Source organism: Nocardioides sp. Z22_16, from assembly GCF_058134365.1.
In genome coordinates this window covers 634,064-650,855 of the sequence record NZ_JBYTTI010000002.1, presented here as the reverse complement: position 1 = coordinate 650,855, position 16,792 = coordinate 634,064, and the positions used below count along the sequence as shown (strand labels likewise).

The 16,792-nt window shown below is 71.7% G+C and carries 13 protein-coding genes; 4 read left to right on the top strand and 9 right to left on the bottom strand.

The genetic code is table 11. From position 1 onward, the window contains the following. Nucleotides 1-13 precede the first annotated feature (13 nt). Nucleotides 14-1,138, bottom strand: a complete 1,125-nt coding sequence (locus tag AC3X7R_RS07365) for a mannose-1-phosphate guanylyltransferase (RefSeq protein WP_489964927.1) — start codon at nt 1,136-1,138, stop codon at nt 14-16. A gap of 39 nt (nt 1,139-1,177) precedes the next feature. On the opposite strand from AC3X7R_RS07365, the gene AC3X7R_RS07360 reads away from it, so the two are divergent. Beyond that, the gene (locus tag AC3X7R_RS07360) at nt 1,178-1,894 is read left to right on the top strand and encodes a TIGR03089 family protein (protein WP_489964926.1); all 717 of its coding nucleotides are present in this window, start codon (nt 1,178-1,180) and stop codon (nt 1,892-1,894) included. Nucleotides 1,895-1,898: 4 nt separating this feature from the next. Here the strand turns inward: AC3X7R_RS07360 and AC3X7R_RS07355 are convergent, their stop codons facing one another. The 8 genes from AC3X7R_RS07355 to AC3X7R_RS07320 all read right to left on the bottom strand — a co-directional run bounded on the left by AC3X7R_RS07355 (nt 1,899) and on the right by AC3X7R_RS07320 (nt 13,226). Beyond that, nucleotides 1,899-4,670 (bottom strand): FG-GAP-like repeat-containing protein, encoded by a 2,772-nt coding sequence (locus AC3X7R_RS07355; RefSeq protein ID WP_489964925.1) that lies wholly within the window; start codon nt 4,668-4,670, stop codon nt 1,899-1,901. Between the two features lie 199 nt (nt 4,671-4,869). Then, on the bottom strand, nt 4,870-5,649 hold the full coding sequence (locus tag AC3X7R_RS07350) for an ABC transporter ATP-binding protein (RefSeq protein WP_489964924.1): 780 nt from the start codon (nt 5,647-5,649) through the stop codon (nt 4,870-4,872). Beyond that, nucleotides 5,649-6,545 carry an ABC transporter permease gene (locus AC3X7R_RS07345; RefSeq protein ID WP_489964923.1) on the bottom strand — a complete coding sequence of 299 codons (897 nt, stop codon included), beginning with the start codon at nt 6,543-6,545 and terminating at the stop codon, nt 5,649-5,651. Before AC3X7R_RS07345 ends, AC3X7R_RS07350 begins: the two co-directional genes overlap by 1 nt. Continuing rightward, nucleotides 6,542-8,560 carry a glycosyltransferase gene (locus AC3X7R_RS07340; protein WP_489964922.1) on the bottom strand — a complete coding sequence of 673 codons (2,019 nt, stop codon included), beginning with the start codon at nt 8,558-8,560 and terminating at the stop codon, nt 6,542-6,544. The genes AC3X7R_RS07345 and AC3X7R_RS07340 overlap by 4 nt, the downstream gene beginning before the upstream one ends. Beyond that, nucleotides 8,557-9,777: a UDP-galactopyranose mutase gene (glf, locus tag AC3X7R_RS07335; protein WP_489964921.1), complete on the bottom strand. Its 1,221-nt coding sequence runs from the start codon at nt 9,775-9,777 to the stop codon at nt 8,557-8,559. Before glf ends, AC3X7R_RS07340 begins: the two co-directional genes overlap by 4 nt. 37 nt (nt 9,778-9,814) lie before the next feature. After that, entirely contained in the window at nt 9,815-10,741 is a 927-nt protein-coding gene (locus AC3X7R_RS07330; protein WP_489964920.1) for a glycosyltransferase family 2 protein, read from the bottom strand. Continuing rightward, nucleotides 10,734-11,684: a glycosyltransferase gene (locus AC3X7R_RS07325; protein ID WP_489964919.1), complete on the bottom strand. Its 951-nt coding sequence runs from the start codon at nt 11,682-11,684 to the stop codon at nt 10,734-10,736. Before AC3X7R_RS07325 ends, AC3X7R_RS07330 begins: the two co-directional genes overlap by 8 nt. A gap of 48 nt (nt 11,685-11,732) precedes the next feature. Continuing rightward, a complete protein-coding gene (locus AC3X7R_RS07320; protein ID WP_489964918.1) occupies nt 11,733-13,226 on the bottom strand; it encodes an LCP family protein in 1,494 nt (497 codons plus the stop codon). Nucleotides 13,227-13,376: 150 nt separating this feature from the next. Here AC3X7R_RS07320 and AC3X7R_RS07315 point away from each other — a divergent pair, with 150 nt between their 5' ends. From AC3X7R_RS07315 to AC3X7R_RS07305, 3 genes are all read left to right on the top strand, one after another. Then, entirely contained in the window at nt 13,377-14,597 is a 1,221-nt protein-coding gene (locus tag AC3X7R_RS07315; protein WP_489964917.1) for an LCP family protein, read from the top strand. Continuing rightward, entirely contained in the window at nt 14,594-15,490 is an 897-nt protein-coding gene (locus tag AC3X7R_RS07310) for a crotonase/enoyl-CoA hydratase family protein (protein WP_489964916.1), read from the top strand. Before AC3X7R_RS07315 ends, AC3X7R_RS07310 begins: the two co-directional genes overlap by 4 nt. Before the next feature lie 96 nt (nt 15,491-15,586). Next, nucleotides 15,587-16,768, top strand: a complete 1,182-nt coding sequence (locus AC3X7R_RS07305; protein WP_489964915.1) for an alcohol dehydrogenase catalytic domain-containing protein — start codon at nt 15,587-15,589, stop codon at nt 16,766-16,768. The last annotated feature ends 24 nt before the right edge of the window (nt 16,769-16,792 follow it).

The following is a 16,792-nucleotide window of genomic DNA, read 5'->3' as shown; positions in this document are numbered from 1 at the left end:
CCACCGGCGTGGCTCAGGTCAGCTGGTCGTGGCCGTCCTCCTGGAGGGCGGCCACGATGCTCTTCACCTGCTGGGCCCGCGCCCGCGAGGTGACCAGCAGCGCGTCCGGGGTGTCGACCACGACGACGTCGTCCAGGCCGATGACCGCGACGATCCGCCCGCCCGCCGGCACCACCAGGCCCGAGCTGTCGAGGGCCCGCACCAGGGCGTCGTCCCCGAGGACGACGACTCCCGCACCGGGCCGCCCCGCACCGAGCAGGTCGCCCAGGGACGCGAAGTCACCCACGTCGTCCCAGCCGAAGCGCCCGGCCACGACGGCCACCCGGCCCGCGGCCGCGGCGGGCTCGGCCACCGCGTGGTCGATGGCGATCCGCGGGAGCGTGGGCCACACCTCCGGCAGCCTCTCCGGCTCGGCCGCGATCGCGCGCAGGGCGGCCGCGAACTCCGGGTCCTGCTCGGCGAGCAGGTCGAGCAGGACGCCGGGGCGCACCACGAACATCCCGGCGTTCCAGCGGTAGCCGTCGGCGACGTAGCGGGTCGCCACCTCGAGCGAGGGCTTCTCCACGAACTCCGCGACCCGCCGGGCGGCCAGCCCCGGCAGGGTCTCCCCGGCCCGCACGTAGCCGAAGCCCGTGGCGGGGTGGGTCGGCTCGATCCCGATCGTCACCAGCCAGCCCTCGCGAGCCGCGGCATGGGCCTCGGCCACCGCGGCCCCGAAGGCCTCCGGCTCGGTGATCACGTGGTCGGCGGCGAAGGAGCCCATGACGGCGTCGGCGTCACGACGTTCCAGGAGCGCCGCCGCGAGCCCGATGGCGGCCATCGAGTCGCGTGCCGAGGGCTCCGCGACCACCTCGTCGGGGCCCAGCTCCGGCAGCTGGGCGAGCACCGCGTCCCGGTGCGTCTCGCCGGTCACCACCAGTGCGCGCCCTCCGGTCAGCGGCGTCAGCCGGTCCAGCGTGTCCTGCAGCAGCGTCCGGCCCGTCCCGGTCAGGTCCAGGAGGAACTTCGGCGCGTGGCGCCGCGACAGCGGCCACAGCCGCGTGCCGGCACCCCCGGCCGGGACCACCGCCCAGAACCCGTCGAGGGACGGCTCGGTCGGCACGGCGTGGTCCGGGAGGCCCTCCGGTGTCTGTGTCATGGCGGCGAGGCTAGACGACCCGGGACCTAGGCTTGCCCGGTGCCCACCTTCCACGACGTGCTCACCCAGCAGCTGCGACGCGACCCCGGCCGCCCGCTCCTCACCTTCTACGACCACGGGACCGGCGAGCGGGTCGAGCTCTCGGTGACGACCTACGCCAACTGGGTCGCGAAGGTGGCCGGGCTGCTGGCCGACGAGTGCGACCTCGCACGTGGTCAGCGGCTCCGTGTCGACCTCCCCACCCACTGGCTGGGCCCGGTCTTCCTGGGCGCGGCCTGGACGGTGGGCCTGGTCGTGGTCGCGGACGAGCCGGCGGACGCGGTGGTCTGCGGCCCCGGGAGCGTCGCGGCGCACGCGGCGACGGCCGCCGAGCGGCCGGTGCTCGCCTGCAGCCTCCGCCCGCTCGGGGTCCGGTTCTCCGAGCCGCTGCCCGACGGGGTCCTCGACGTCGGCGTCGAGGTCTGGAGCCAGCCCGACGGGTTCACCGCCTACGACCCGCCGCAGGGCGAGGACGAGGCGCTGCCGGGGGTGAGCCAGCACGGGCTGATGACGGCGGCCGCCGCCGGGAGTCTCCTCACCGACGGCGGCCGCCTCCTCACGGTGGCGAACCCGACTTCCCCTTCGGGTGTCGCCACCTTCACCGAGCCGCTCGCTCGCGGCGGCTCGGTGGTCCTCGTGGCCGACCCGGATCCCGCCCGCCTGTCGGCGACCGCCCGCGACGAGCGGGTCACCGACGTGCACGACGCCGGGTCGTGACGCCTCAGCCGGCCAGGTCGTAGGCGCCCAGGCCCTCGCCCAGCAGCCGGCGGCCCTTCAGGCCCTTGGCGCTGCCGTTGACCAGGTAGAGCCTGCCCGTGGCGGCCTCGCGGACCACCAGGTCGGTCCGCGGCCCCAGCTGGGCGTCGGCGATCGGGACCTGCCAGTCGTAGGCGCTCAGGTCGTAGGACGGGTTCGAGCGACTCGCCAGCCGCAGCGCGGCCCGGCTCAGCCCGGTGGCGGCCACCGGCTCGAGGTAGCCCGCCGCCCCCTGACCCCGGTAGAGGAGAGCCTGGCCGCCGGGCGGGGTCCGCATCAGGTCGGGGAAGCCGTCGCCCGTGACGTCGCCCACCGCCTCGACCGCCTCACCGGCGGGCCAGCCGGATCCCAGCAGCACGGGCGCCGCGAGCTGGCCCTGGCCGTTGCCGCTCCGCAGCAGGAGTCGTCCGTCGGCCTCCCGGGTGACCACGTCGCCGTAGCCGTCGCGGTCCCAGTCCCCCGCGTTGATGAGCAGGTTGGAGCCCGACAGGTCCGCCCCGGTGTCGATCGGGGCCCCGAGGTCGAAGCTGCCACGGTGAGGCACCACCACCAGCGCCGGCCCCTTGCGGGCGACCAGGTCGGGCGCCGGACCGTCCACGACCTGCACGGCGCTGATGCCGCTGAGCCGGGGCAGGTTGGCCAGCGGGCCCTGCGGCTGCCCGAACGAGCCGTTCCCCAGCCCGGGGAGCACGAAGACGCCGCCGGCCCGCTTGCGGGCCACCAGGTCGGGACGCCCGTCACCGGTGAAGTCCGCACCGCCGACCAGCTGGTTGTACCCCGCCCACTCGCCGGGGGTCCGGCGGGCCCTGCCGAAGGAGGCCGGACCGGTCCCGAGCCGGGTCCAGACCAGGCCCTTCTTGTCCCTCCCGAGGAGGTCGGGGCGTCCGTCGGTGTTGATGTCACCGACCCCGACCAGCCTGGTGTAGCGCCCCCATGAACGCCCCAGGCTGACCCGGCTGAACCCCGACTTCGCCGTCCCCAGGAAGCCGACGGCCTCCCTGCTGCCCCGCACCCGGGCCACCAGGTCGTTGCGCCCGTCCCCGTTGATGTCGCCGACCGCGGTGAGCAGGCGCACGTCGCGCATGGTCCGGACGGTGCGGACGGACTTCTTGAAACCGCCCTTGCCGTTCCCGGGGCGGATCTTCCCGCCCTTGCGGGTGGTCACGACCAGGTCGGCCACGCCGTCACCGGTGAGGTCGGGCGACGCCACGGCGTCGGTCGGGCCGCGCCAGCCCTTCTTGAAGACGGTGACGGTGCGGTTGAACGCCGCCAGGCCTCCGGTCGGCAGGATGAAGCCGCGGCCGTCGCCGGCGCGGCGCACCACCAGGTCGGGGTGCGGGGTGCCGGCCAGGTTGGAGCTGAGCGCGGCCTCCTCGAACTGCTCGGGAGGTGCGGGCGGGGCGGTGGTGGGCGGCGCCGGGGCCGCCGAGGCGGCCGCCGTGCGGATCGCCGGGAGCTGCGCGTAGAGGTAACGACCGGGGCAGGCGGTGCTGCCCGCGTCGCGGTGCCCGTTGATCGCCGGGAAGACCTTCTTGCCGACCTTCTGCGAGGTCGAGGCGGGGTTGACGCCGTGCAGGCCCAGCTTCCAGGCGAAGAGCTGGCCGTAGGCCGCGATCATCTCGGCGGGGGGCTGCACCAGCTCGAAGTTGCCGATCGCCGACATCGCGAACGCGTAGTCGTTGTAGCCCAGGGTGTGCGCGCCGACCACCGCCTTGTCGACGCCGCCGAAGCGGCCCTCCCAGATCCGGCCGAACCGGTCGACCAGGAAGTTGTAGCCGATGTCGCTCCAGCCCCGGGACTTCACGTGGTAGGCGTAGATGCTGCGCAGGATGCCGGGCACCTGCTCGGCGGTGTAGTCGTTGGCGTTGACCGTGTGGTGCACGAACCCGGCGCTGATGGTGCCGTAGCGCAGCGAGGACTTGCTCCGGATCTTCTCGTCGGCGCCCCACTGGGCACGCGAGAAGATGGTGGGCATCGCGGCGCCGGTACGACGGGCGGCCTGGAGCGCGACGGCCCCCTCGCCGCCCGCGGCAGCGCCGTCGGCCGCGGGAGCGGCGGCCGGGTCGGCACCCAGCTCGGGACCCTCCTCGCGGACCTCCTCGGCCTCGCCCGGGTCGATCACCGACAGGGAGAGGTCGGCCGGCAGCTCGTGCTCGGCTCCGGCGCGGACCTGGACCTCCTCGACGTCGCCGACGATGAGCGGGTCGGTGCCGGGACGCGCCGAGAGCGCGTCGGGGCTCCCCGGCTCGGGCGCGTGGTCGTCGTGGAACTCCAGCTCGGTCCAGTCGCTCCAGCCCTCGCCCTCGCGGGTGCGCACCTCGACGGTGAGGTCGTGGTCGGAGACCGCGCTCTCGGGGGACCAGGTGACGCCGACCGCGCCGTACCCCGCGACCGGGGCCGCCACCACCGCGGTCTCCGTCGGCTCCTGCGCCGAGCCGTCGCCGGCGATCCCGCCCGGGACCTCCTGCCCGGGGGTCTCGCCGCTCTCCTCCGGCTCAGCCGGAGCCACCTCGGGGGCCGCGGGCTCCAGCGCGTACTCGGTCACCTCGGGGTCCACCACCTCGGTGGGCACCTCCGCGGAGGCGAGGACGGCCCGGGACGGGCCTCCCGTCGCGGGAGGCTGCGACACGACCTCCAGGTTCATCACGCTGGCGGCGGGTGTCAGGACGGCGAGCACCACGCCGAGAGCCAGCAGCTGCTGGCAGGCGGTGATGAAACGGGCGTGAATCAGATGCATTCTTGGCCACTCCAGTGCGGGGGAAGGTCACACGAGTAGCAAGTTTCACATCAGTCACAGGGGTCTCGGCAAGCGAATCCGAGTAACTACAACGTTGTAATTTCCAGTCGCCGCGCCGACGTTCTTCAAGTTTGTCAATTCGTCGAAGGCAAAACCACCAGAAACACCAGTCACACCAGTCACAGCGGGTACCGCTGGTCTAGATGTCGGCTCCCAGCCCGTCGTCCTCGCCGCCGGCCCCGTCGCCGTCCTCGTCGTCGTCGTAGTGCAGGAACTTGATGCCCTCGTCGACGTCCCCGTCGAAGGTCAGGCGGCCCTTGTCGAGCACCAGGACGCGGCTGCAGAGCTTGCGGACCGAGCCGGGGGCGTGGCTGACGTAGAAGATCGTCGTCCCCGCCTTGCGGATCTCGTCCATCTTGTTCTTGCACTTGCGCTTGAAGGGCCGGTCCCCGACGGCGAGGGCCTCGTCGGCGATGAAGATGTCGGAGTCGACGTGGATGGCGACCGCGAAGCCCAGCCGGGCCTTCATGCCCGAGCTGTAGTAGGCGACCGCGGTGTCGAGGAAGCTGCCGAGCTCGGCGAACTCGACGATCTCGTCGAACTTGCGCTGGGTCTCCGCCCGGCTCATGCCCAGGATGGCGGCGTTGAGCAGCAGGTTCTCCCGGCCGGTCAGCTGCATGTCGAAGCCGGCCCCGGTGGCGATCAGCCCGGCGATCCGGCCCCGGGTCAGGACGGTGCCCTCGTCGGGACGCATCACGCCGCTGATCATCTTCAGCAGCGTCGACTTGCCGGAGCCGTTGAGCCCCATCAGGCCGATCGACTCACCCTCGGCGACGGTGAAGCTGACGTCCTCGACGGCGTTGAAGACGTCGTGGGTGCGCTGGCCCCGGGCCCTGGCCAGCATGATCTGCTTCAGGGAGCGGTGGTACTGCATGGTGAAGGACTTGGTCGCGTGGTGGACCTCGATGTAGTTGGTCATCACAGCCGCTCCGGGACGCGCTTCTCGAACTTGCTGAACCACATCTGCGCCAGCGCGAGCAGCACCACCGAGATCATCACCATGACCACGCCCCGGGTCCACAGGTCGTCGGGCATGTGCAGGGCGGCGGTGGCTTTCGGGTCCTCGGTCGTGCCGGTCCAGAAGCACCGCTGGATCAGCAGCACCGCCTCCGCGACCGGGTTGTAGAGGTAGATCTTGGCCCCGGTCTCGCCGAAGCGGTCCTGCACCAGGGTGAAGGGGTAGAGCATCGGGACGCTGAAGGTCACGAACTGGGTGAGCGTCTGGACGACCTTGCTGAAGTCGCGGAAGAAGACGTTGGAGACGCTGAAGAAGAGCGCGAGTGCCAGGCCGAGCAGCACGATGAGAGCGAAGCCCAGCAGGCCCGCCAGCAGCCCCAGGGCGTCGGGGCGCCAGCCGGTGACGAAGCAGGCGACAACCAGGATGAGGAGCATCGGCCCGGTGTGCCAGAGGGAGACCAGCATCCGCGCCACCGGGAAGAGCTCCTTGGGCATGGCCAGCTTGGTGATCAGGCTCCGGTTCATCACCAGGGACTGGGTGCCGCCGGCGAAGGTCTCGGTGAAGAAGTGGACCAGCACCATCCCGGCGAAGAGGTGGATGGCGAAGTTCTCCATCCCGCTGCCGCGCCCGATCATCACCTGGAAGATGAAGTAGAACATCAGGAACCGCACCAGCGGCTGCAGGTAGCTCCACGCCCAGCCCAGGACCGTGCCCTGGTAGCGCGCCTGCATGGTGTTGCGCACCAGCATCCCCAGCAGGTAGCGCTGGCGGAAGACCTCCAGGAGCCCCGAGCGCGCCGCCGGCGGAGCCAGCGGCGGCAGGTCGGGACGCTCGGAGCCGACTGCGCTCTCCGTCATCGGGGTGCCGGGGCGGACGTGTGCCCCTCCTCGCTGATCCACGGCTCGAAGGTCTTCGCCCACTGCTCGGGGGAGGTCACCTCGTCCAGGGCGGCCTGGTACTGCGCGGCCAGTCGCGGCCACTCGCGGTGCAGCCGCAGGTGGATCTCCACGGTCCGCCGCAGCAGGTCGCGGTAGAGCTCCGGGTCACGCTGGTAGAGCGCCACCGAGGTGCCGTCGTTCATCGACACCACGGCCGAGTCGTACTTGACCAGGTTGAACCAGGCGGCGTCCAGCGCCGTCAGCTCGGCCTCCGGGTTCTGCCGCGACAGCTCCCGCACCGGCCGCAGCTGGCGGATGGGCGCCAGCCCCGCCTGGATCAGGGCGCTGAGGCGCCCCGGGATCTCGATGTCGCTCTTGCCCTTCTTCGGCGGCTTCTTGCGCCGCACCGGGGGCAGCTCGTCACGGTCGGCGTGGAGCTGGGCGTCGCTGAACCGCTTGCGGAAGGCGTTGACCTCCGCGAGCTTGGTCGGCAGGTCGGCGTGCAGCTGGTGGGGTCCGGCGAGGACGTCCTCCAGCGCAAGGTGGCGCAGCTCGGCGGTGGAGTACTGCAACGACGCCAGGTGCTTGACCTGGTGGTTGAAGCTCTCGCGGATCATCCGGCCGCCACGGTCGTACGGCGAGTGCAGCAGCGCCGCCACGAAGCGGTTGCGCTGGTGGAAGTAGGCCTGCCAGTCGACGCCGTCGTTCTTGTCGGACCACGGCACGTGCCAGACCGCGGCACCGGGGAAGGTCACGGTCGGGTAGCCGGCCGCCTTGGCGCGCAGTCCGTACTCGGAGTCGTCCCACTTGATGAAGAGCGGGAGGGAGAGACCGATCTCCTCCATCACCTGTCGCGGGATGAGGCACATGAACCAGCCGTTGAAGTCCACGTCGGCCCGCTTGTGGAGCCAGCGTGAGGAGCGCAGGTTGCGGGCGGCGAAGTCCCAGTCGCTGTAGCCGTCGAGCCGGGTCTGCCACCAGAAGCGCCAGGGCTGGATGATCTCCCCGAACGAGTGGAGGCGGGAGCGGCTGTAGATGTTGAACATGTGCCCGCCGACGATGGTCGGACGCTTGGCGAGGTCGGCGAAGGTCACCGCCCGGATGATGCCCTCGGGCTCGCAGACGACGTCGTCGTCCATCATCAGCGAGTAGGTCGCGGTCCCCTTGCGGATGGACTCCAGCTGGCCGCGGGCGTAGCCGCCGGACCCGCCGAGGTTGCCCTGGACGATGACGCGCAGCGCGTCGCCGAGCGCCTCCTGGGCCGGCGGGAAGTACTCCGACTCCGTCACGGGCTTGGTCCCCTGCTCCATCACCAGCACGGTGTCGAGGTAGGGACGCAGCACCTCGTCGTCGGCGAGCTGGCCGATCAGCTTGGCGCAGAAGTCGGGCCGGTTCATGGTGGTGATGCAGATGTCGGTGGTGCCGTGCTCGGCACGGTCGTCGGGGACCTCCGCGCTCCACTCGGCGGACTCGACGACCGCCTGCTCGTCGCCGGCCACCACGTCGTACCAGTACCAGCCGCCGTCCACGAACGGGGCCAGGGTGAGGTCGAAGGTGAAGGTGGCGCTCTCGCCGGACTGGTCCACCGTGACGGCCTCGACGCGCTGGGAGTGGCCACGCGCCATGGACTTGTAGATGGTGAGCATCGCGCCGCGGCCGCTGAGCCGGACGGTGAGGGTGACCTTCTCCACGACCGTCCAACGCCGCCAGTAGGAGGCCGGGAAGGCGTTGAAGTAGGTGCCGAACGACATCGACTGACCCTGGGGCACCCGGACCGAGGTGCGGGAGAGGATCTGGTCGGGGTGGAGCGCGCGCCCGGTGGACGTCGACTGGCGGATCACCGCGTTGTTGAGGTCCTTGGCGGCCTTGTTGCCACCGACCTCGTGCCGGTCGGTGTCGAGGCGGGCCTCCTCCAGGTCCACGTAGAGGGGGAAGACCCCCGGGTCCCGGTCCAGCGGGAAGATCTGCCGCTGGAGCAGCCTGGTGGTGGTCATTCGTCCACTCCTCCGCTCTTGAGCTCCGCACCCTCGGCGAAGTGGGGCTTGAGCTTGTTGTCGTACATGGAGAGCGCCGCGCCGATGGCCATGTGCATGTCGAGGTACTTGTAGGTGCCGAGGCGGCCGCCGAAGAGCACCATCGGCTCCGCCTTGGCCAGCTCCCGGTACCGCAGCAGGGTCGCGCGGTCCTCGGCGGTGTTGACCGGGTAGTAGGGCTCGTCGCCCTCCTCGGCGAAGCGGCTGTACTCGTGGACCACGATGGTCTTGCCGGCCAGGTGCTTGCGCTCGGGGTGCAGGTGCTTGAACTCCAGCACCCGGGTCCAGGGCACGTCGGCGTCGTTGGCGTTGACCACGCCGGTGCCCTGGTAGTCGTCGACGTCCAGGGTCTCCTGCTCGAGGTCGATGGTGCGCCACGAGAGCCGGCCCTCGGAGTTGCCGAAGTACTCGTCGACGGGACCGGTGTAGACGATCGGCACCTTGCCCTTGTAGTCGGCCGCGTCGAACTCCTCGGACGCCACGAAGAAGTCGGTGTTGAGCCGGACCTCGATGTTGGGGTGCTCGGCCATCCGGGTCAGCCACGCGGTGTAGCCGTCGACCGGCAGGCCCTCGTAGGTGTCGTTGAAGTAGCGGTTGTCGAAGGTGTAGCGGACCGGGAGGCGGGTGATGATGTCCGCGCTCAGCTCCTTGGGGTCGGTCTGCCACTGCTTGGCGGTGTAGCCCTTGACGAACGCCTCGTAGAGCGGGCGACCGATCAGGGAGATCGCCTTCTCCTCGAGGTTGGTGGCCTCGTCGGTGGCGATCTCGCTGGCCTGCTCCGCGATCAGGGCGCGGGCCTCGTCGGGGGTGTGGGACTTGCCGAAGAACTGGTTGATCAGCCCCAGGTTCATCGGGAACGAGTAGACCTGCCCCTGGAACTTGGCGAAGACCCGGTGCTGGTAGTTGGTGAACGAGGTGAACCGGTTGACGTACTCCCAGACCCGGCGGTTGGAGGTGTGGAAGAGGTGCGTGCCGTACTTGTGCACCTCGATCCCGGTCTCCTCGTCGAACTCGCTGTAGGCGTTGCCGCCCAGGTGGCTGCGGCGCTCCACCACGAGCACCTTCAGCCCCAGCTCGCTGGCGCACCGCTCGGCGATGGTGAGGCCGAAGAACCCGGAGCCGACGACCACCAGGTCGGGGCTGTCACGGTGCTCGGTCGACGGGTCGAACTCGGTCAAAGGGTGCTCCTCAGCATCTCGGCAAGCGGCCATGAGTCTAGCCACGGGTCTGGGTGGCGCCCGGCACCGCGCGCATGCCCCGGGCATCGCGGATGGCGCGAATCACGTTGCGGGCCTCCGCCCGCCCGCCCCGCACCGGGCTCAGCAGCGCGACGGCCAGGGCGACCAGGTAGGGCTTGGCCCGGACCGCGGCGTTGGAGCCGTACCTGAAGTGCACCGCGAAGAGGTTGCGGTACATGTAGTACCCCTTCCAGCCCGCGAGGTCGTGCTGCTGGTTGAAGTCGAGCTGGCGCACCAGCACCGCGTCGCGCACCGCCACGATGGGAAAGCCCGCGCGCCGGGCGCGCACGGCGAAGTCGACGTCGTCGTAGAAGATGAAGAAGGACGGGTCGGGGAGGCCGATGGCGTCCACCACCGCGCGGCTGACCATGAACCCCTCGAAGGCGACGTTCTCCAGCGGCACCACCGGCGGCATCTCCGCCCGCGTGCGGTACGTCGAGTCCACGCTCGCCGTCTTGGGCCGCACCGCCAGCGGGTTGTCCAGGTCGAAACGGGTGGCCGCCTTCTCCACCAGGGCGCCGGAGAGGTCCTCGCGGACCGCCATCAGGCAGGGCTCGGGCCGCGCCAGCAGGACGGCCAGGCAGTCCGGGGCCGGGACCACGTCGTCGTCCATCAGCCAGATCCGGTCGTGGCCCGCCTCGTGCGCGGCACGGGTCCCGGCGTGGAACCCCCCTGCGCCCCCGAGGTTCTCCGTCATCGTGAGCACGGTCAACGGCAGGTCGGTGCGCTCGGCGAGCACCCGGCCGGTGTGGTCGGTGCTGGCGTTGTCGACCACCACCACCTCGGCGGGGCGCACGGTCTGGGCCGCCAGGCCGTCGAGCATCCGCGCGAGCAGGTCGGCGCGGTTGTAGGTGACCACGACCACGGCGACGCTGGGCCGCGGGCCGCCGTGGGGCTCAGTCATCGAGGAACCTCCGGTGCCCGGTGAAGTCGCCGCGCAGGCCGTCGCGCATGGCCCCGAGGCTGAGCCTCAGGCGCCCCGCGTCGCGACGGGTGAACGAGTAGAACCAGAGGGTCTTGACCACGAAGGCCGCGGCGTGGGGCCACCCGCGGTAGTCGCGCAGGTTGACCAGGTTGTTGCGCGCCATGCAGTAGTGCTTGAGGTCGCTGGGGCTGTGGTTGTAGGTGGTCCGCCCCCGCATCATCGGCGTGCCCAGCTCCCCCACCGCCGGGTGCCGCACCACCGCGTCCACCACCGTGGCCACCCGGGCGCCGTGCCGCTCGGCCCGCAGCCGGTACTCGTGGTCGTCGCCCCAGATGAAGAACTCCTCGCGGGGCAGGCCGATCTGCGTCACCAGCTCACGAGTCACCAGGACCCCGTTGAAGGGGATGACCACGTCGCGGATCAGGCCCTCCCGGGCGGCCGCGCGCACGTCGTCGAGCCGCCGCACGACGCGCGTGCTCCCGGGCAGCCGGATCGGGAAGACCAGCCGTTGCGGGTCCGCCTCGTCCACCACCAGGGGACCCCAGAAGTCCAGCTCGCCGTCCCTGACCAGGAGCCGTTCCAGGCAGTCGGGGTCGGGCAGCCCGTCGTCGTCCATCAACCAGACCAGCCGGGCCCCCTCGGCGACCGCCCACTCCAGTCCGTCGTGGAAGCCCCCGGCTCCGCCGCGGTTGGTCGGGCTGCTCCGGTACCGGAGCACCGGGGCCGGCCCGGCCGCGCCGGACGCCTCCCCGGCCAGCCACTCGGCGGTGCCGTCGGTGGAGGCGTTGTCCAGCACGAGGACCTGGTCGATCCCGTCGATCTCACGCAGCCGCGCCACCAGCCGGCGCAGCAGGTGCAGGCGGTTGAAGGTCACCACGACCGCCACCACGCCGTGCCGACCTGAGGCCATCTCCTGGGTCACGGCCCACACCCTAGGCGGGTGCCGGTGGTCGGGCCGCGCCGGGACCGCTCAGCAGGCAGAGCCGAGGTCCTCCGCCTGGTTGGCGGCGTAGCCGGTGCTCAGCGAGCCGACCGAGCCACCGGTCACGGGCGGAGGCGTCGGCGCGGCCGGTGCAGCGGCCTCCTCGGGCGCGGCCTCGACCACCACCTCGGGCTCCGGCGCGGGCTCCGGCGCGGGCTTGCGCCCCTCCGCCTTCTCCAGGGCCTCGGTCACGGTGGCGCGCACCAGGGCGATGTCCGGCTCCGCGGTGTTGATCAGCGGCGGCACCAGCGAGACGGTGGACATCTTCTCCGAGCGCGCCTTGAGGGCGAGGGCCAGGAAGCGGTCGACCTCGCTCGTCGGCACGTTGGTCGAGACCATGTCGCTGCCGGCCTTGGCGATGTCCTCGAAGTTGCGCAGCGCCTGGTCCGGGCTGATCTGCTGGAGCATCGCGTTCATCACGCACTTCTGCCGGGCCATCCGCGAGTAGTCGTCGGAGCCGTGCCGGGCGCGGGCGAACCAGAGCGTGTCCTGGCCGTCGAGCTTCTTCACACCCGGCTCGATGTAGTGGAAGTAGGACTCGTGCGGCAGCCCGACCGGGATCCGGGAGCGCACGTTGAGGGTCACTCCCCCGGTGGCGTCGACGAGGTTCTTGAACCCCTGCAGGTTGACCATCGCCCAGTAGTTGACGTCCAGCCCGGTGATGCCCTCGACGGCGGAGACCGTGGCGTCGATCCCGGGGGTCTCGGAGTCGCCGAAGAGCTCGGGGTGGTCCTGGGCCCAGGTGCTGACGCCGTTGAGGTAGCAGCCGTCGCAGTCGAACCCCTGCGGGAACTGCTTCGCCATCGGCGACCCCTCCTTGAAGGGGAAGTTGGCCATGTTGCGGGGCAGGCCGACCAGCACGGTCCGCCCGGTCTCCTCGTCGATGCTGGCCACGGTGAGCGAGTCGGGGCGCAGGCCCCAGCGGCCCTCCCCGGAGTCCCCGCCGAGCAGCAGCACGTTGTACCGCCCGTCGTGGGCGTCGACGACCTCGCCGTCGCCGAACATCGTGACGAGGAAGTCGCGCTGGACGCCGACCAGGTGGGCGCCGAAGAGGAGCGTGCCGGCGACGGAGAAGCAGAGCACGCCGTTGACGCCGACGACCGCGAGCCGGTGGTTCTGGAGCAGGGTCAGGGGCTGCCCCAACCGCCAGGCGTCGACGAAGAGCACGGCCCACCCGACGGCGAGGACCATCAGCCCCAGGCGCAGCACGCCCAGCAGCAGCGGGTTGGAGACCGCCCAGAAGGCGAAGGGGTGCCACAGCACCGAGAGGAGCAGGGTGAGCGCGGCGAGGGCGAGGAGGGAGACCCAGAGCCGCACCGCGACCTTGCCGACCCGGCGGTTGCCGGCGACCAGCTGGGCGGAGCCGGGCAGCAGCAGGGTCATCACCATCAGCGACACCGCGCGGCGGAACCGCACGCGAGCGGCCCGGTCCGGGACCCCGGGGGTGCGGACGCTGGAGGGAGGTGGAACAGGCGAGGACATGGGGGGGCGGACCTCATTGCTGGGGAAGGGGGCAGATCCGGTCTCAGTATCACCAGTCACACCGGTCACAGGCGTCAAGACCGGGGGCCCGGCGTGTCCCGACACACCGGTCCCCACGGTGCTCCCCGGCGACCGGGTAGTTTCGGCCCCATGGCTGAGCGACCCCGGGGAAAGGGGAGCCCCGAGGAGGGCACTCCCGAGTACCAATGGCTCTACGGCTCCAAGGGCCCCCTGTCCTCCGACGACGCGACCCGCGCGGTCCCCCGTCCCGCGGACCGGGGGCGCCCGGCGCCGCCCCCCGACGACCGCACCCGGATGATGCCGGCGCCCCCTCGGGGCCGTGAGAAGGCAGCCCCTCCCCCGCCCCCTCCGACGGCGCCGCCCGCGCGCGAGCGGCGGCGCGGTCGCGGGCCCCGGCGCCCCCGGCTCGGGGCCTTCCGGATCGCCCGCTGGGTGCTGCTGCTGTGGCTGGTCTTCCTGGTGGCGGTGCCGTTCTGGGCGTGGTCGAAGGTGACCAAGGTCGACGCCGACCCGGGAGGCGACCGCCCGGCGGAGCAGCCCGGGACGACGTACCTGCTGGTGGGCAGCGACTCCCGCGGCGACCTCACCGAGGAGCAGCGCCGCGAGCTCGGCACCGGCGGGGCGAGCAGCCGCCTGGCCGACACCATCATGCTGCTGCACACCGGCGACGGGCCCAACCTGCTGATGTCGATCCCCCGGGACTCCAACGTCGAGATCCCCGGGCGCGGCACCTCCAAGATCAACGCCGCCTACGCGTGGGGAGGGCCGAAGCTGCTGACCCGCACCATCGAGGAGAACACCGGGATCCGGATCGACCACTACGTCGAGGTGGGCTTCGGCGGCTTCGTCGACATGGTCAACGCGGTCGGAGGCGTGGAGATCTGCCCGGAGAGCGCCATGGAGGACAAGGACGCCAACCTCGACATCGAGGCCGGCTGCCAGGAGGCCGACGGCAAGACCGCCCTCGGCTACGCTCGCTCGCGCAAGACCTCCGCCGACCTCGGCGACATCAAGCGGGCCGAGCACCAGCGCGAGGTGGTCGCGGCGGTGGGCAGCAAGGCCCTCTCCCCGTGGAGCGTCCTCAACCCGTTGCGCTACTACCGGCTCTCCACGGCCACCGCGGAGTCCTTCCGGGTCGGCGAGGGCAGCAGCCCGCTGGCGATCGCCCAGTTCGGCCTGGCCATGACCAAGGTCGACGGCGAGAGCGGCCTGACCTGCGGCATCCCGATCCGCGACCTGGCCGTCACCTGGGACCCCGAGCGCTCGCAACGGCTCTTCACCCACATCATCGAGGACGACACCGACTCGGTCCCCGCCGAGCTCTGCACCCCCTCGGGACTGCTGCGGTGAACGCCGGCTCGGTGGCTGCCGTCTCCTTCGAGACCCTCGCGGTCGAGCTGGACGAGCACGGCGTGGCGCTGCTCACCCTCGACCGGCCCGAGTCGCTCAACTCCTTCACCGTCACCATGGCCGCGGAGCTGGAGCACTTCTTCACCGCCGCCGCCCTCGACGACCAGGTCCGCGCGGTGGTGCTCACCGGGGCCGGGCGCGCGTTCTGCGCCGGCATGGACCTCTCCGCCGAGGGCAACGTCTTCGGGCTCGACGAGTCCCTGGAGCCCAGCCCGGAGGAGCTGCGGGAGCGGTTCGACGACGAGGAGTGGGCGCAGGGCGTGCGCGACACCGGGGGCAAGGTGACCCTGGCGATGCACGCCTGCCCCAAGCCCGTGCTCGCCGCGATCAACGGCGCGGCCGTCGGCATCGGCGCCACCATGACGCTGGCCGCCGACCTGCGGCTGGCCTCCACCCGCGCGCGCATCGGCTTCGTCTTCGGCCGGCTGGGCATCGTCCCGGAGGCCTGCTCCACCTGGTTCCTGCCCCGCATCGTCGGGGTCCAGCAGGCGCTGGAGTGGATCTACTCGGCCGAGATCCTCACCGCCGAGCAGGCGCACGCCGGCCGGCTGGTCCGCTCGCTGCACGAGCCCGACGCCTTGGTGCCCGCCGCGCTCGAGCTGGCCCGCTCCTTCGTGGTGGGCCGCTCACCGGTCGCGCTGGGTCTCGCCAAGCAGCTCCTCTACGCCGGCAGCGCCGCCCCGCACCCGCTCGAGGCGCACCTGGCCGACTCGCTGGCGATGTTCCACACCAGCGTGGGTGACGGCAAGGAGGGCGTGGCCGCGTTCCGGGAGAAGCGCGAGCCCCGCTTCACCGGCCAGGCCTCTGAGCTGCCGCGCATCTTCGGGGGGTAGCCACCCGGCGCATCCGGCACCCCCACGCATCCTGTCCCGTACCGCGGGTACGTCTCCTGCCCAGACGACGTACCCCACGGACCGAGGAGCAGATCGATGAAGGCAGTCACCTGGCAGGGCACCGAGGACATCCGCGTCGAGGAAGTCCCGGACCCGCAGATCCAGGAGCCCACCGACGCGATCATCCGGGTCACCTCCTCCGGCCTCTGCGGCTCCGACCTCCACCTCTACCAGCCGCTCTCCCCCTTCATGACCCCCGGCGACGTGGTCGGTCACGAGCCGATGGGCATCGTGGAGGAGGTGGGCAGCGAGGTCGGCAACCTCCAGGTCGGCGACCGGGTGGTGATCCCGTTCCAGATCGCCTGCGGGCACTGCTGGATGTGCGACCGGCAGCTCTTCACGCAGTGCGAGACCACCCAGGTCCGCGAGTTCGGCTCGGGCGCCGCGCTCTACGGCTACAGCAAGCTCTACGGCTCGGTCCCCGGCGGCCAGGCCGAGCTGCTCCGGGTGGCCCAGGCGCAGTTCTCCCCGATCAAGGTGCCCCACGGCCCCACCGACGACCGGTTCCTCTTCCTCTCCGACGTCGCTCCCACCGCCTGGCAGGCGGTCGCGTACGCCGACGTGCCCGACGAGGGCACCCTGCTGGTCCTGGGGCTGGGGCCGATCGGCCTGATGTCGGCCCGGATCGGCATCCACCTCGGCCTGCGGGTGATCGGCGTCGACCGCGTGCCCGAGCGCTTGGCGCGGGCCGCCGCGGCCGGCGCCGAGACGATCGACATGGACGCCGTCGACGACGTCGCGGAGGAGGTCCGCTCGCGGACCTCGGGCCGCGGGGCCGACTCGGTCGTCGACGCGGTCGGGATGGAGGCGCACGGCTCCCCGGTCGCCGAGATGAGCCAGAAGGCGCTGGGCCTGCTCCCGCGCAAGCTGGCGGCGAGCCTGATGCAGCGGGTCGGGGTCGACCGGGCCGCGGCGATCACCACCGCGCTGGACGCCGTCCGCCGCGGCGGCACGGTCTCGCTCAGCGGGGTCTACGGCGGCCAGACCCAGCCGCTGCCGCTGATGGACATGTTCGACAAGCAGCTCCAGATGCGGATGGGCCAGGCCAACGTGCGCCGCTGGCTCGACGACCTGATGCCGCTCGCGCTCGACGACGCCGACCCGCTGGGGCTGGAGCACTTCGCCAGCCACCACCTGCCGCTCTCCGACGCACCCCAGGCCTACAAGGACTTCCAGACCAAGGCCGACGGCACGTTCAAGGTGGTCTTCCAGCCCTGAGCGCGCACCCCGCACTGGGCCGCA